This window comes from Kribbella amoyensis, assembly GCF_007828865.1.
GTDB classification, from domain to species: domain Bacteria; phylum Actinomycetota; class Actinomycetes; order Propionibacteriales; family Kribbellaceae; genus Kribbella; species Kribbella amoyensis.
The window spans coordinates 4,096,717-4,111,635 of record NZ_VIVK01000001.1 but is presented as its reverse complement, the minus strand read 5'-3'; the positions used below and the strand labels follow the sequence as shown (position 1 = coordinate 4,111,635).

The 14,919-nt window shown below is 70.3% G+C and carries 12 protein-coding genes; 4 read left to right on the top strand and 8 right to left on the bottom strand.

The annotated features are described in order from the left end of the window. Positions 1 to 8 precede the first annotated feature (8 nt). The 3 genes from FB561_RS19475 to pcaD form a co-directional block, all read right to left on the bottom strand. Complete coding sequence (locus FB561_RS19475; RefSeq protein WP_145808624.1) at positions 9 to 1,940, bottom strand: TIGR03960 family B12-binding radical SAM protein; 1,932 nt, start codon at positions 1,938 to 1,940, stop codon at positions 9 to 11. Between the two features lie 109 nt (positions 1,941 to 2,049). Then, entirely contained in the window at positions 2,050 to 4,251 is a 2,202-nt protein-coding gene (locus FB561_RS19470) for a P-loop NTPase fold protein (protein ID WP_145808623.1), read from the bottom strand. A 73-nt stretch (positions 4,252 to 4,324) separates the two neighbouring features. After that, a complete protein-coding gene (gene pcaD / locus FB561_RS19465) occupies positions 4,325 to 5,083 on the bottom strand; it encodes a 3-oxoadipate enol-lactonase (protein ID WP_145808622.1) in 759 nt (252 codons plus the stop codon). Between the two features lie 77 nt (positions 5,084 to 5,160). On the opposite strand from pcaD, the gene FB561_RS37940 reads away from it, so the two are divergent. After that, a complete protein-coding gene (locus tag FB561_RS37940; RefSeq protein WP_170284717.1) occupies positions 5,161 to 6,729 on the top strand; it encodes an alpha/beta hydrolase in 1,569 nt (522 codons plus the stop codon). 48 nt (positions 6,730 to 6,777) lie between these two features. Here FB561_RS37940 and FB561_RS19450 read toward each other — a convergent pair whose 3' ends face one another. Both FB561_RS19450 and FB561_RS19445 read right to left on the bottom strand, forming a co-directional pair. Continuing rightward, positions 6,778 to 7,347, bottom strand: a complete 570-nt coding sequence (locus FB561_RS19450) for an OsmC family protein (protein WP_145808620.1) — start codon at positions 7,345 to 7,347, stop codon at positions 6,778 to 6,780. Between the two features lie 33 nt (positions 7,348 to 7,380). After that, the gene (locus tag FB561_RS19445) at positions 7,381 to 8,574 is read right to left on the bottom strand and encodes an NAD(P)/FAD-dependent oxidoreductase (protein ID WP_170284716.1); all 1,194 of its coding nucleotides are present in this window, start codon (positions 8,572 to 8,574) and stop codon (positions 7,381 to 7,383) included. A gap of 175 nt (positions 8,575 to 8,749) precedes the next feature. Between FB561_RS19445 and FB561_RS19440 the strand changes: the two genes are divergently transcribed. From FB561_RS19440 to FB561_RS19430, 3 genes are all read left to right on the top strand, one after another. Beyond that, the gene (locus FB561_RS19440; protein WP_170284715.1) at positions 8,750 to 9,574 is read left to right on the top strand and encodes an AzlC family ABC transporter permease; all 825 of its coding nucleotides are present in this window, start codon (positions 8,750 to 8,752) and stop codon (positions 9,572 to 9,574) included. Then, the gene (locus tag FB561_RS19435) at positions 9,571 to 9,891 is read left to right on the top strand and encodes an AzlD domain-containing protein (protein WP_145808617.1); all 321 of its coding nucleotides are present in this window, start codon (positions 9,571 to 9,573) and stop codon (positions 9,889 to 9,891) included. Before FB561_RS19440 ends, FB561_RS19435 begins: the two co-directional genes overlap by 4 nt. Positions 9,892 to 10,063: 172 nt before the next feature. After that, the gene (locus tag FB561_RS19430) at positions 10,064 to 10,978 is read left to right on the top strand and encodes an asparaginase (protein WP_238334911.1); all 915 of its coding nucleotides are present in this window, start codon (positions 10,064 to 10,066) and stop codon (positions 10,976 to 10,978) included. A 149-nt stretch (positions 10,979 to 11,127) separates the two neighbouring features. Here FB561_RS19430 and rodA read toward each other — a convergent pair whose 3' ends face one another. The 3 genes from rodA to mreD are packed head-to-tail and all read right to left on the bottom strand — an operon-like array spanning position 11,128 to position 14,919. Next, on the bottom strand, positions 11,128 to 12,309 hold the full coding sequence (rodA, locus tag FB561_RS19425) for a rod shape-determining protein RodA (RefSeq protein ID WP_238334910.1): 1,182 nt from the start codon (positions 12,307 to 12,309) through the stop codon (positions 11,128 to 11,130). Between the two features lie 28 nt (positions 12,310 to 12,337). Then, positions 12,338 to 14,389, bottom strand: coding sequence for a penicillin-binding protein 2 (gene mrdA / locus FB561_RS19420; protein WP_145808615.1), 2,052 nt, complete (start codon positions 14,387 to 14,389; stop codon positions 12,338 to 12,340). Further along, a complete protein-coding gene (gene mreD, locus FB561_RS19415; RefSeq protein ID WP_145808613.1) occupies positions 14,386 to 14,919 on the bottom strand; it encodes a rod shape-determining protein MreD in 534 nt (177 codons plus the stop codon). The genes mrdA and mreD overlap by 4 nt, the downstream gene beginning before the upstream one ends.

Below are 14,919 nucleotides of genomic sequence, written 5' to 3'. Positions count from 1 at the left end.
GGCTCGGTTCAGACGACGGAGAGCGGAAGCAGCTTCTTGCCGGTCGGGCCGACCTGGATCTCGGTGCCCATCTGCGGGCAGACGCCGCAGTCGAAGCACGGGGTCCAGCGGCAGTCCTCGACCTCGATCGCGCCGTCCTCCTCGAGCGCGTCCTGCCAGTCCTCCCAGAGCCAGTCGCGGTCCAGCCCGGAGTCCAGGTGGTCCCACGGCAGCACCTCGGCGTACTCCCGCTCCCGGGTCGTGTACCAGGCCAGGTCCACGGGCTCGGCGGCGAGCGCCTGCCCGGCCGCGTCGACCCACCGGTCGTACGAGAAGTGCTCGCTCCAGCCGTCGAACCGGCCGCCGTCGCGCCAGACCTGCTCGATGATCCGGCCGACCCGGCGGTCGCCGCGGGACAGCAGGCCCTCGATGATGCCGGGCTTGCCGTCGTGGTACCGGAACCCGATCGCCTTGGCGTAGTTCTTGTCGGACCGGATCGCGGCGGCGAGCTTGCTCAGCCGCGCGTCGGTCTCCTCGGCACCGAGCTGCGAGGCCCACTGGAACGGCGTGTGCGGCTTCGGCACGAACCCGCCGATCGACACGGTGCAGCGGATGTCGCGGCGGCCGGAGACCTCACGGCCGGTCGCGATCACGCGCTTGGCCAGGTCCGCGATCGCGAGCACGTCCTCGTCGGTCTCGGTCGGCAGCCCGCACATGAAGTACAGCTTCACCTGCCGCCAGCCGTGGCTGTACGCCGCGGCGACGGTGCGGATCAGGTCCTCCTCGCTGACCATCTTGTTGATCACCTTGCGCATCCGGTCCGAGCCGCCCTCCGGGGCGAAGGTCAGACCGCTGCGCCGGCCGTTGCGGGAGAACTCGTTGGCCAGCGTGATGTTGAACGCGTCGACCCTTGTCGAGGGCAACGACAGCGACACGTTGCTGCCCTCGTACCGGTCGCCGAGGCCCTTGGCGACGTCGGCGATCTCGCTGTGGTCGGCCGAGCTCAGGCTGAGCAGCCCGACCTCCTCGAACCCGGACTGCTTCAGCCCGTTGTCGACCATGTCGCCGATCGTGGTGATGCTGCGCTCCCGGACCGGCCGGGTGATCATCCCGGCCTGGCAGAACCGGCAGCCGCGGGTACAGCCGCGGAAGATCTCCACCGAGTACCGCTCGTGCACGGTCTCGGCGAGCGGGACCAGCGGCTTCTTCGGGTACGGCCAGGCGTCCAGGTCCATCACGGTGTGCTTGGCGGTCCGCCACGGCACGCCCGGCCGGTTCGGCGCGACCCGCTTGATCCGGCCGTCCTCGAGGTACTCGACGGTGAAGAACTTCGGGATGTAGACGCCACCGGACTTGGCCAGCCGGAGCAGCACCTCGTCCCGGCCACCCGGACGGCCCTCGTCCTTCCACTCCCGGATCACCTCGGAGATCGCCAGCACGATCTCCTCGCCGTCGCCCAGCACGGCCGCGTCGATGAAGTCCGCGATCGGCTCGGGGTTGAAGGCCGCGTGCCCACCGGCGAGCACGATCGGGTCCTCGTCGGTCCGGTCCACGGCGTACAGCGGGATCCCGGCCAGATCGAGCGCGGTCAGCATGTTGGTGTAGCCGAGCTCGGTCGAGAACGACAGCCCGAACACGTCGAACGCCCGGACCGGCCGGTGGCTGTCCAGGGTGAACTGCGGGATGTCGTGCTCCCGCATCACCTTCTCCATGTCCGGCCAGACCGAGTACGTCCGCTCGGCCAGCAGGTGGTCCCGCTCGTTCAGCACTTCGTACAGGATCTGCACACCCTGGTTCGGCAAGCCGACCTCGTACGCGTCGGGGTACATCAGCGCCCACCGGACACTGACCGCGTCCCACTCCTTGCTGACCGAGTTCAGTTCACCACCGACGTACTGGATCGGCTTCTGCACACCCGGCAACAACGGCTCCAGGCGGGGAAACAACGAGTCGACAGTCATCAGACACTTCCAGACGGGGACAGACCGCCTACCAGGTTAGCGCCGGACCGTCCCGATCCCCGCATCGCTCACCTCCGAAGCCGCTCCGGGCCGCCGTTGCACCCAGGGCTCAGGCGAGGACGACGGAGCGTAGCGCGGCGTCCTCCAGCGCAGCCGTCACCCCCGGAGCGTCACCGTGGACCACGGCAACCACCTCCGGATCCGTGCAAAGCACGCGCAGGTCCTCCGGGACGACGTCGCGCTCCGCCTCGCCGCCGATCAGCGCCACCCGCTCGGGGTACCGGGCGAGGTACGCGCCGAGCAGGGGCCAGCGCAGGCAGAGGATCGTCCACAGCGCGGTCTGCTGCTCCCGACCACGGTCGTCGGCGAGGTTGATGCCCTGCAACGTCTCGATGCCGCGGGCGATCCCGTATGCGTTCACCAGGCGCTTCATCAGCCGCGGGTTCGGGTCGCGGCCGAGCAGGGTGCGGAACGGTTCGAGTACGTGCGTGTTCTGCAGCTGCGCCCGCTCGCTGACCATCTCGACGGCCAGTGTCTCCAGCCGCGCCTGGACGTCGGCCGGAGTCGCCCCGGGCCGGGCAGCAACCTCTCGGCGCGCCTCGGTCACTCCACGGCGGCCCAGCTCGCGGGTAGCGGCGGCGCGAGCGGTGTCGAGCTCGTGCTCACCAGGGCCGGCCGTCGACCGCAAGAGGCGACCCCAGAACCCGTCCGCCTGGTCGCCCACCCGCGGCAGACCGGTGGAGATCTGGAACGTCTTCTCCAGGAACAGGAACCCCACCGGCCGCCCCGGCTCGGCCGTGGACCCGGCGAAGTCGCCGTACTCCGTGGCGTAGCTGTCCGCGAGCCAGTCCCGGTCGGCGGCGACCACGTACGTCACTGGCACGTCTCGGAAGAGCGTCTGGATCCCTTCCAGCAGCTCGACCACGTACGGCGCACGGCAGCGGTCCAGGTCGTCGATCATGATCACCACGTCGTGGTGGATCCACGCGGCCAGGTCGCCGAGGTGTTCCTGGACGAGCCGCATCGGATCACTGGTGTTCGCGATGAACCGCCGTGCGCCCCGCGCCGAGGTCGCGAAGACCCAGCGCCCGAAGCCGTGCAGCAGGCCCCAAATCGTGAGGGCAGGCGTGACGATCGCGGCCACGGTGACGATCAGGCCGGTCGCCGCGTTGAGCGAGAACAGCTTCTGCCCGCGGACCCCGCCGAGCCACCCGGTCTGCCAGACCACGACCAGGATGGCCGCGACGAGCAGCAACGCGAGGTACCCGGGCCAGCCGCCCTTGAGCCGCCAGTACCACTCGCGCAACCGGAGCAGGTACGCCCGGCGCCGGTCGAACTGCCGCAGCTCGCGGACGGCGCCGCTGTAGAGCGCGGTCATCAGCCACCACCACGGCGGGTCGATCCGCTGATGCCGCCAGGCGTTGAAGTCGACGACCACGCAGCGCCGCTCCCCCGCAGCCGGATCGTCGCGGCGGAGCTCGGCGCTGAGGAAGTTCAGCAGCGAGGTCTTCCCCGCGCCCCACGGTGCGTGCAGGTGGATCAGGAAGGCGCCGCCGCGTCGCGTCCGCCGATCGGGCGACCCGGATGCCTTCCGGCTCTCCTCTGTGCGGGCGTCCCGGATCCGCCGGGCAAGGACTCGCGCGAATCCCTTCCGGCCGAGCTCGTCGACCACGGCCGGGCTGTCGGTGTGCGTGGGCACAGTCTCGATCGGCCGAGCCGGTTCCTGCTGGACCGATTGGTCGAAGCCGGCGATGTCCTGGGTCTGGTTCTGGATCGGCAGCTCCGTTCGGGCATCGCCGAAGAGGTTGAGCAGCGAGGCCCCCAGCGAGAGCTCTGGCAGCGCGTTTCGGAGTGCGGCCAGGGTGTGGGAGTCGCGGACGAAGATCTGCGCGCGCGATCCCTCCGGAGCGGTACTGCTGAAGCCGGCCGCGATCGCGCGAGCGGAGTCCTCGGGATCGAGCCCGCCGGCCCCGGTACCGAGCAGCGGGAACGCGATCGCCGAGCCGGCTGTGGGGACCAACGCACCGATCTGGCGAGCCGCTTCCTCGATCAGCGCGGGGGTGGAGCGGTCCCAGTCCGGAACGACAGCGGCGACCAGCAGCAACTTCGGTCCGCCCGCGACCAGCCGCACGGTGCCGAGACGCATCGGTTCGGCGGCCAGGTCGATGCCCATCGCCCGCAGCCGGTTGTCGACGTCGATCGCGACCGAACCGTTCGCGCCGGCCGGAACCACCAGGGCCGCGGCCTCCGTCTCGAAGAGGTCACCGAGGACCAGCTCGACGCCGCCGGTTTCCCGTACCTGACCAGCCACGTCGGTCCTCCCTGCGATGGCCACGAAGGCCAGCAGGTTAGCCGACGGGGTGTGTCACCGTGACTACCTTGGGTCAGCTCAGGTGGGTCAGGAGCAGCGGGTTGATCGTCTCCGGATGCGAGTACGTGACCAGGTGGGCGGCGTTCTCGATGATCTCCAGGTGCGCGCCGGCGATCCGGCCAGCGAGCGGGATGACCGTCTCGGGCGGGATCGAGGCGTCCTGCTCGGTGGTGACGAGGAGGACGGGCGCGGTGATCTTCCCCAGGTCCGCGGTGAGGTCGGCCGTGGCCAGGGCCTCGCAGCAGGCGGCGTACCCCTCGGCGGAGGTGCCGAGGAGCTGGTCGCGGATCGCCTCGACCTCGGCCTGGTGGGATTCCGCGTGCTCGGGCAGGAACCAGCGGCCCAGTGTCGCCTCCGCGATCGCCTTCGTCCCCTCGGCGCGGACCTGGGCGGCTCGCTCGGTCCACATCGCCGCGTTCGCCGCCGGGTCAGCCGGTGGGCAGAGCAGGGCGAACCGGTGGAAGCGGTCGGGCGCGTTCTCCGCGAGCCACAGGCCGACCGCGCCACCGAGGGAGATCCCGACGTACGACGCCTGCTGCTCGTCCAGCGTGTCGAGCAGCTCCAGGACGTCGTTGCCGAGGTCGGCGAGCGTGTACGGGCCGTCGGGGGTCTCGGAGTCACCGTGGCCGCGATGGTCGAACGCGACCACCCGGAATCGTTCGGACAGCGCCTCGACCTGCGGTGCCCACATCGCGTGCGTCGTACCGAGGGACGAGCCGAGCAGAACCACGGGTGCGCCCTCGGGACCGGTCATCTCGTGATGCAGTCGCATGGCCCCAGCCTACGAACCCGATCGGTGCCTGTCCCGGACCCGTGTGTCCAGGCGTGCCCGGGTGCGATAGTCGAGCTGTGGTACTCCAGTTCGACGGCGGTCTCGAGTTCGACGCGGATCTGTACGAGGTCCGGCGCGATGGGACCTCTGTGCCGCTGGAGCCGCAGGCGTTCGACGTGCTCGCGTACCTGGTCGCGCACCGTGACCGGGTGGTCGCGAAGGAGGAGCTGATGGACGCCGTCTGGGGCGGCCGGTTCGTCAGCGAGACCGCGGTCAGCACCCGGATCAAGCAGATCCGCCGGGCGATCGGCGACGACGGGCACAGCCAGCGGATCATCCGGACCGTGCACGGGCGGGGCTACCGGTTCGTGGCGGCGCCCGGTGCGCTGGAAAGTTCGCCGGCTCCGTCGTTGCGGTCGCCGATCCGGTACACGGTGAGCGACGGTCTGCACATCGCGTACCAGGTGACCGGTGGCGGTGACCTCGACCTCGTCCTGGTGTCCGGGTTCGTCTCGCACCTGGAGCTCGACTGGGCCGATCCGCGGCACGCGCACTTCCTCGACCGGCTCGGATCGTTCGGGCGGCTGATCCGGTTCGACAAGCGGGGGACCGGGATGTCCGACCGGCCGATCGGGCTGCCCGACCTGGAGACGCGGATGCACGACGTGCTCGCCGTGATGGACGCGGCCGGATCGCGGCAGGCGGTCCTCGTCGGCTACTCCGAGGGTGGGCCGATGTCGATCCTGTTCGCGGCCGCGCATCCCGAACGGGTCAGCGCGCTGGTGCTCTACGGGTGCTACGCGAAACGGACCTGGGCCGAGGACTACCCGTGGGCGCAGACCCCGGAGGAGCGGTCCACGTACACCGACAAGCTGGTGACCGAGTGGGACTGGGAGGCCGACCTGCGGATGCGGTGCCCGTCGGCCGATCCGCCGATGCAGCGCTGGTGGGCGCAACGGATGCGGGCCGCCGCGACACCGACGACGGTGCGCGCGTTGCTCGACATGAACTCGCTGGTCGACGTTCGCGACGCGTTGTCGGCGGTCCGCGTCCCGACGTTGGTGGTGCACCGGGACGGCGACGCGCTGACCCGGACCGAGGAGGCGGCGTACCTGGCCGAGCGGATCCAGGGCGCCGAACTCGTCCTGCTGCCCGGCGACGACCACTTCGTCTCCGGGAACCCCGATCAGATCCTCGACGCGATCGAGCCGTTCCTCGCCGATCTCGCCGGCCGGGGCGATCCCGAGTTGTCGCTCGCCGCCATCGCCGTACCGGCTGGGCCTGGTGCCGCCGGCCTGGCCGACGGGCTCGCGAGTGCGGGCGGGCGGTTGCGGACGGATCCCGGTGGGCGGTCGGTCGTGCTGTTCGACGGTCCGGCCACCGCGGTACGGGCTGGGCTCGCGCAGTTGAGTGGTGCGGTGCGGCTCGGGGTCGCGATCGGGGAGGTGCCGCGGCACGGTGACCAGGTGGCCGAGACCGGGGTCAGACTCGCGTCGGACCTGGCGGACCAGGCGCCGCCGGGAGCGGTGTGGGTTTCGTCCGCCGTGCGGGATCTGCTGGCCGGGTCCGGGGTGGTGCTGGAGGTCGCGCCGGAGTACGGCGGGAACGGGTCGCCGGCGGCTTACCGAGCTGTTGGCGCTTCCTGATGATTGCCTTGGGCAACCGTGGTTGGTGGTTGCCCAAGGCGTCGGGGTTCAGGCGGTGGCGACGTCGACGGTGACCGGGACGCCGTGGGTGATCACGTCGAAGACCGCGGACCGGCGGCGGGACTGCTCGACCAGCGCGGCCAGCTTCTCCGCCTCGGCGTCGCCCTTGACGTGGAACACCACCCGGATCGCCTCGTACCCGTTGCGGACCTCGTCGTCGAGACCGAGGATGCCGAGCAGGTTGATGTCGCCCTCGACCGTCGAGGTGACCTCCTCGAGCTGGATCCCACGGGCGGCAGCGATGTTGGCCAGCCCGCTGGTGAGGCAGGCGGCGAGCGCGATCAGCAGGTGCTCGGCGGGGGTCGGGCCACGGTCCAGCCCGACCAGGACCGGCGGGTGGTCCGCGTCGAAGCTGAAGTCCGCGTCCCGGCTGTGCTCCTGACCGGCGCCGTAGTACCCGTTCACGGTGCCGCGGTTGTTGGTCCCGCTGATCCACCGGTTGCTGGCCCGGAACTGGAACCGGGCGAGTTGCGGCTGCTCCTTGACCGCGTCCAGCGTGGCGAACAGGGTCGCGACGTCGACGCCGTTGTGGCCGCTCGTCATTTCTTCGATCGACATGGCTCTGGTCCTTCCTGGTGGTTCGGTGATGGGTCAGGCCGCGGCGGCGACACCCGGTACCAGCGGGAGCCCGGCGAGGAAGTCGGCCTCCCGTTCCAGGGCCTCGCTCAACCGGATCTGCAGCGCGACGAACTCCTCGACCGGCGGGAACGCGGTCAGCGCCCGGGTCAGGTCGAACACCTCGCGCGCCTGGTCGTCCCGGGTCCGGTGGTACGTCGCCAGCGCGTCGGGTTCGGCGGCCGGGTTCCGCAGTGCGCGGTCCAGGGCGGTCGCGAGCAACTCGGCATCGCGGAACGCGTCGGTGATGCCGTGCCCGGTGATCGGGTCCCGGTGGTACCCGGCGTCGCCGACGAGTGCCCACCCCGGTCCGTACGGCATCCGGAGGTAGTTCGGCATGTTCGCCACACCCCGGATCGGGGCGACGATGCGGCCGGCCCGGACTCGGCGGGCGAGCTCGGGAGCCAGCCGGTCGATCGCCTCCACGAACGCGGCCGTGCGCCGCGACCCCGCCGTACGCAGGTCCGTCGGTGAGGTGCTGGGCGAGCACATCCACACACACGCCTGGCCGTCGTTCGTCGGGAACACGCCCACGAACGCACCGTGCGTCACGTGGAACTCGAACGCGTCCCAGCCGTCCGCCTCCACGTAGGTGTAGAAGACCGTGGACAGCGGGGTGAAGCTCTCCGTCATCGGCGCACCGAAGTACTGCGCCATCCGCGAGCTCCGGCCGTCCGCCCCGATCACGTAGCGAGCGGAGAGCTCCAGCTCATCACCGGATGCGGTGTGAGCGGTGAGGCCGGTTACTCGTCCGTCTGTGGAGCGGGTGAGGCCTGTTGCGGTCACCTGGTTGCGCAGGTCGGCACCTGCTCGGTCCGCTGCGTCGTACAGGAGTTCGTCGAGTACGTAACGGCGGGGCGCGATGAGGATGTCCACGCCGGCTCGTTCCTTGATCCGCCGCGTGATGGACTGACCGGCCGCGTCGAACCTGACCTTCTCGATCGCGGGAGCACCGGCGGCCAGTACCTCGTCCAGCAGTCCCCAGCGATCGAGCTGCACCACGCCGCCGCGGACCAGGCCGTGGGTCGACAGCGTGTCACTGGGCAGTCGCGCCTTGTCGACCACGACCACGTCATGTCCCATCCGCCCGAGCAACATCGCCGTCGCCGCGCCGGCACAGCGCGCACCGACAACGACGACCTCGTGCTCGCTGCGCTTCGTGATGGTCATGGTCCGCTCCTCGTCGTTCGCGGTGGCCGGTGGTGATTCGACCGTCCCGCTGAGGGGCGTTGCGCGCTTGGAGACGACCTGGAGTTCGAATGGAGAACTCGTGGTTGGTTCATCTCCAACTGGTCTCCACACCACCACCAGGCATCTTCGGCTTCCGGGGGCGACTGTTGGCTCCATGAGCACCACGTCGAGCTGCATCGAAACCGCGTCCTCTGCGTCCTCCGCGTCCGCTGCGCCGGCGCGGGCCGAGTCGGCGCGGGCGGGGCAGGCGCAGCCGGTGCGGGTGGAGGCGGGCGCGGGCTTGTCCGCGGCGCCGCGGATGCAGGGGGTACGGGACGCCGCGTCGGTCGCCGTCGGGATCGCCGCGTTCGGCATGACGCTGGGCGTGACGATCTCGGTCCTCGGCTTCGGCGCGTTCCCCGGCCTGCTCGGCGCGGTCGCGGTCTACAGCGGCAGCGCACAGCTCACCGCGGTGACCCTGCTCCACCAAGGCACCGCAGTACTGGCTGTCGTCGCGTCCGCGGCGGTCGTGAACAGCCGCTTCCTCCTGTACAGCGCGGCGATGTCCGGGCGCTTCCATGCACAACCGACCTGGTTCACCTGGCTGGCACCGCACTTCCTGATCGACCAGACCTACCTGCTGGCCGACGCCCGTCCCGGCCTGACCCACCGCGCTTTCCGCCAGTACTGGGGCGCGGTCGGCACTGCGATCCTCGTGACGTGGACCGGCGCGATCACCCTCGGCCTCGCGATCGGACCACTCCTGCCGCCGATGCCGCACCTCCGCCTCACCAGCACGGCCCTCTTCCTCGGCATGCTGATCCCCCGCCTGACCACCCGTCCTGCCGTCACCGCAGCAGCCACCGCCGCCCTGACAGCAGCAGCCGTGGGAACCATCCGCCCCGAACTCGGCATCCTCGCCGGCGCCCTGGCCGGCACAGCGACCGCGAGCCTCACCACCCGCCGTCGCGTCACTCCAGGACGGACGGCGCGGTCATGATCCCCGCTGTGGTCTCGATGGTTCTGCTGGCCGGCGTCTGCTGGGTGTTCCGGATCGCCTTCGTCACGCTGCTGCCGGCCGAGCGACTCCCCCAGACACTGCGGTCGGCGCTGGAACACCTGGCGCCGGCGGTCCTCGCGTCGATGATCGCCGTCGAGATCCTCGGCTTCTTCCGTCACACCAGCAGCGGTGACGCCGTCGAGGTGGCGGCCGCGATCGTCATCATCGCCGCCGTGGCGCGCCTGACCCGCAGCCTCTGGCTGGTCTCCGTCGTCGGCCTGGGCCTCGTCGCCGTCCTCGACCTGATCCTGGCCTGACCCGACCTGACCTGAGCCTGATCTGACCTGGCCGCGACCTGACTCGGCCGCCGGTTGATAGCCTGCGGCGGCTGATCGGCGATCGGAGGGACCGACGGTGACAACAGGTGCGGCAGGTACGCCGGATGTGGCCGGTGGTCCGGGTGTGCCGGGGCTCGCGGGGGTGAGTCCGGTGGCCGACGTGATCCGCGGCGGATTCGTGGAGAGCCGTCACTTCGGCATGGCGGTCGCGCTGGATCCGGACGGACGCGTGGTGTTCGCCACCGGGGACGTCGACGCGGTGATCCTCCCGCGGTCGACAGCCAAGCCCCTGCAGGCGGTCGGCTGCCTGATCGCGGGCGCCGAACTCGACGCCGAGGAAACCGCCATCGCCGCCGGCAGCCACACCGGCGAAGACCGCCACGTCGCGTTGGTCGACCGGATGCTCAAGTCCGCCGGCCTCGACCACGACGCTCTCGGCTGCCCACCCGATCAGCCGGAGGACGAGGAGACCCGCCACCGCTTGATTGCCCAAGGCATCAAACCGGCCCCGATCCGGATGAACTGCTCGGGCAAACACGCCGCCATGCTCAAAGCCACCGCGGACCCAGCCACGTACCTCTCCCCCGAAGCCCCGGTCCAACGCACGATCCGAGCCGAGATCGACCGCCTGACCGGAGCCCCCACCAGCATCGTCACCGTCGACGGCTGCGGCGCACCCCTCTTCGACAGCCCGCTGATCGGCCTGGCCAGAGCCTTCAGCCAGCTGGCCCAAGCCGAACCAGACACGGCGGACCGCCGCGTGGCCGACGCGATGCGCAGGTACCCCGAACTGGTCGGCGGCCACGGCCACGTGAACACCGAAGTCATGCGCAGCCTCCCCGGCGTCATAGCCAAAGGAGGAGCCGAAGGCGTCATCGCGATGGCAACCGAGGATGGGTACGCGGTCGCCGTCAAAGTCATCGACGGCAACCCCCGGGCAACAACCCTGCTCGCCCTGAGCCTGCTGGAGAAATGCGGCCTGGACACAACCCCAGCCACCCACCTGAAAGCCACCCCGATCCTCGGCGGCGGAACCCCAGTAGGCGAGATCAGGCCACTGATCTGAGGTGGTCCTGCTGGTGAGGTGCGTGCACTTGGACAGGAGGTAGAGCCATCCCCGGCCAGTGGTCAGTCGAGGCCGACCACGCGAAACAGCGCAGGACGCCGACTACCTCCTGTCCGGATGCACGCAACCGGCGCCGCCCAGGTGAGTCGTCAGACCTGGTGGGTTCTGAGGTGGATGTTCTGGAGCAGGCCGATGGCGAGGAGGCCGGCGAAGAGGGAGGAGCCGCCGTAGGAGACGAAGGGGAGGGGGAGGCCGGTGACCGGCATGATGCCGAGGGTCATGCCGATGTTCTCGAAGGCCTGGAAGGCGAACCAGCAGACGATGCCGGTGGCGACCAGGCGGTGGAAGGCGTCCCGGGCGTTGACCGCGATCCTCAGGCCGCGCCAGAGTACGAGGGCGAAGAGGACGATGATCGCGCCCGCGCCGATCAGGCCGAGTTCCTCGCCGGCGACGGTGAAGACGAAGTCGGTGTGCTGCTCGGGGACGAAGGCGTTCTGGGTCTGCGAACCGTGGAACAGGCCCTGGCCGAAGACGCCGCCGTTGCCGATCGCGATGCGGGCCTGGTTCACGTTGTAGCCGATGCCCTGCGGATCCTGGGACGGATCGGCGAACGCGGTGAAGCGGGCGATCTGGTAGTCCTTCAGCACGTCGAAGTGGATCGCGGCCGCGGCCACCACCGTGGCGGCCGTGACCAGGCCGAGCATCCACCGCTTCGGCACGCCGGAGACCGCGATGATGCCGAACACGATCGAGCCGAGCACCATCACGGTCCCGAGGTCGGGCTGCAGCATCACCAGAAACACCGGGATCGCCGCGACCGCGATCGCCTGCGCGACGTCGATCGTGCGGGCGTTCTCCCGGTGGTTGGTCTCGCCCTTCTCCGCGATCAGCAGCGCCATCCCGACGATCACCGCGAGCTTGGCGAACTCACTGGGCTGGATCGACATCCACGGCAGGTGGATCCACGACCGCGATCCGTTGACCACGGCACCGACGCCGGGGACGAGGACCAGGATCAGCCCGATCAGCGACAACCCGTACAGCAGCGGGGCGAGGATCCGGACCCGGCGATGGTCGGTGAGCGCGGCGCCGACCGCGAGGACCGAGCCGATCGCGAAGTTGAGGGCGTGCCGGAGCAGGTACGTGTACTGGTTGCCGCCGGTCAGCGAGGTGCGCTGGTACGTGGCGGACCAGATCAGCAGCGCACCGATCGACGACAGCGCGAGCACCCCGACCACGAGGACCCAGTCGGCCTGCCAGAGCGCGGAGCGCCGGTCTACCCTGGGCCGCGTCGGTCGGGACGGGCGGACCGGGGTCAGCAGACTCACCATCTCGCCACCTCCCCCGCTTTCGCCCCGGTCATGAGCCCGGCTTCTTCGCCGGAGGGGCCGGCTTGATGTTGTAGAGGGTCTCGTAGATGTGCCGGACCGCCGTCCCCGAGGCGCCGGAACCCGTACCGGCCTGGGCGATCATCATGACCACCGCGTACCGGTCGGTGTAGGAGGCGAGCCACGACGTGGTCTGCTTGCCGTAGACCTCGGCCGTACCGGTCTTCGCGCGGATCGGCACCTGGTCGAGCGGGAACCCGGTGAACTTCCAGGCCGCCGTCCCGCTTCGGACCGTCTCCCGCAGCGCCTTGTCGATGTAGCGCAGCGTGGACGACGGGACCGGCAGCCGGGACGCGACCTTGGCCGGCACCGGCTTCGCTTTGCCGCCCGGGCCGATCACCTTCTGCGCGACGTGCGGTTCCCAGAGGGTGCCGCCGTTCGACAGGGCGGAGTAGACCGTGGCCAGCTGCAACGGAGTCAGCGTGGTGTCGCCCTGGCCGATGGCGAAGTTCACCGCGTCGCCGGCCCGGTACCGGAAGCCGTCGATGCAGAACTCGCGGGAGAACTGCTTCAGGAACGACGACGTCCCGGCCGGCGGGTTGTCGGCCAGCTTGCAGTAGTAGTCCTTCTGCGCGTCGTAGTACGCCTTCTTCCACTTCCGGTCCGCGATCCGGCCGGACGCCTCGCCGGGCAGGTCGACCCCGGTCGGCTTGCCGAGGCCGAACTTCTTCGCCATCTCGACCAGCGGGTCCACCGCGTTGACGTCGCTGGAGTTCCCGCCTTCCTTGAGCCAGAGGGCGTAGGCGATCCGGTAGAAGAAGGTGTCGCAGGACAGCGCCAGCGCCTGGTCGAACCCGATCATCCCGTACGAGGCGGACTCGTAGTTCTTGAAGCGGCGGTTGCCGACCTCGAAGAACGACGAGCAGTCCAGCCGGGTCTTCGTGCTGTACCCGGCGCCCATCGCGGCCGCGGTCGTGATCGGCTTGAACGTCGAACCGGGCGCCAGCTGACCCTGCAGCGCCCGCGACAGCAGCGGGGTACCCGAACTCGGCGAGTACAGCGCGTCCAGCTCGCGCTGGGAGATCCCGCCCACCCACACGCCCGGGTCGTACGACGGGTAGCTCGCCATCGCCACGACCTGGCCGGTCTTGGTGTCCATCACCACGGCGGCACCGGAGTCGGCGACGTAGTTCCGCCTGGTGATCTTGTCGTACTGCTTGCGCGCGGTCATGATCGCGCCGCGGAGCTCCTTCTCCACCGAGGCCTGGATCCGCGAGTCGATGCTGGTCACCAACGTCGACCCGGGCACGGGCGCGGACTGCTTGACCGTGCCGGTCGTGTACCCGACGGCGTCCACGCTGACCGTCTTGCTGCCCGGCGTGCCGCGGAGCAGTGCGTCGTACGTCCGCTCGACGCCGGCCCGGCCGACCAGGTCGGACCGGTGGACCACCGGGTCCTGCCCGGACGCTTCCATCTTGTCCAGCTCGCCGGTGGTGATCGGTGAGAGGTACCCGAGGAGGTGCGCGGCGTTCACCCCGTACGGCGCCGGGTACGCCCGGAGCGCGGTGGACTCGGCGGCGACGCCAGGGAAGTCCTCGCGGCGCTCCATCACCTCGATCGCGACCTGCTCGCTGACGTCCTTGGCGACCGGGATCGGCTGGTACGGCGAACCGTTCCAGCAGGCGGGTGGTTTGGAGGCGCCGGGCTCACCGCAGAGCATGGTCCGCGCGGTCAGGTCGGCCGGCTTCTGGCCGAGCACCTTCGCGAGCCGGGTGAGCACGCTCTTCTGCTGGTCGGCGGTGAGCTTGGCCAGGACGGACCGGTCCACCGTGATCACCAGGGAGACGCGGTTGCCCACCAACGTCCGGCCGGCGGCGTCCACGATCGTGCCGCGGGGCGCCGGGGTGAGCACCTCGCGGGTGCGGTTGTTGTCGGCGGCGTTCGCGTAGCTGTCGCCGACGATGACCTGCAGGTACCAGAGCCGGCCGAACAGGGTGCAGAACAGCGAGAACACCAGCACCCCGATGACGAACAGCCGCAGCCGCGCCTTCAACGGAGCGAGCTCGAAACTGTCCCAGCTCACGGCAGCACCCGCTGCCGCTCCCGGGCCGGCACCACCCGGCGCATCACCCACATCACCAGCGGGATCACCACGATCGCCCCGACCACGTCGTACCCGGCGGCGAGGCCGAGGCGGACCCCGAACTCGCCCCAGTCGACCGACGGATCGTGCAGCAGCGACCCGGTCGCGGAGTACACCAGCAACGACAGGGCCGTCCCGAGCACGACGGTCAGCGCGACCCCGAGCGGCCCGACCGGTCCGGCCGAGGTCTCCCGCCGGATCAGGCCGGCCACGTATCCCGCGATGGCGAGCGCGAGCGCCCACCGGCCGGCGGTGTGGTCGGCCGGCGGCACCACGTCGAGCATCAGCCCCCCGGCGAAACCGGTGATCGCACCCCACTCTGGACCGCGGGACAGCGCCAGCGCGAGGACCACGATCAGCACCAGGTCGCAGGTGACCCCCGCCACCGCGATCCCCGGCAGGACCGAGGTCTGCAGTGTCACCGCGACCACCAGGAACACCGCGGCCAGGCCGATCCGGAGCGGGATCAC

Bases quoted from the DNA above. Each gene is read 5' to 3' on its own strand.
- FB561_RS19475 (WP_145808624.1), bottom strand. From the start codon at position 1,940: ATGACTGTCGACTCGTTGTTTCCCCGCCTGGAGCCGTTGTTGCCGGGT.
- pcaD (WP_145808622.1), bottom strand. From the start codon at position 5,083: ATGCGACTGCATCACGAGATGACCGGTCCCGAGGGCGCACCCGTGGTT.
- FB561_RS19450 (WP_145808620.1), bottom strand. From the start codon at position 7,347: ATGTCGATCGAAGAAATGACGAGCGGCCACAACGGCGTCGACGTCGCG.
- FB561_RS19445 (WP_170284716.1), bottom strand. From the start codon at position 8,574: ATGACCATCACGAAGCGCAGCGAGCACGAGGTCGTCGTTGTCGGTGCG.
- FB561_RS19440 (WP_170284715.1), top strand. From the start codon at position 8,750: ATGAGCACCACGTCGAGCTGCATCGAAACCGCGTCCTCTGCGTCCTCC.
- FB561_RS19435 (WP_145808617.1), top strand. From the start codon at position 9,571: ATGATCCCCGCTGTGGTCTCGATGGTTCTGCTGGCCGGCGTCTGCTGG.
- rodA (WP_238334910.1), bottom strand. From the start codon at position 12,309: ATGGTGAGTCTGCTGACCCCGGTCCGCCCGTCCCGACCGACGCGGCCC.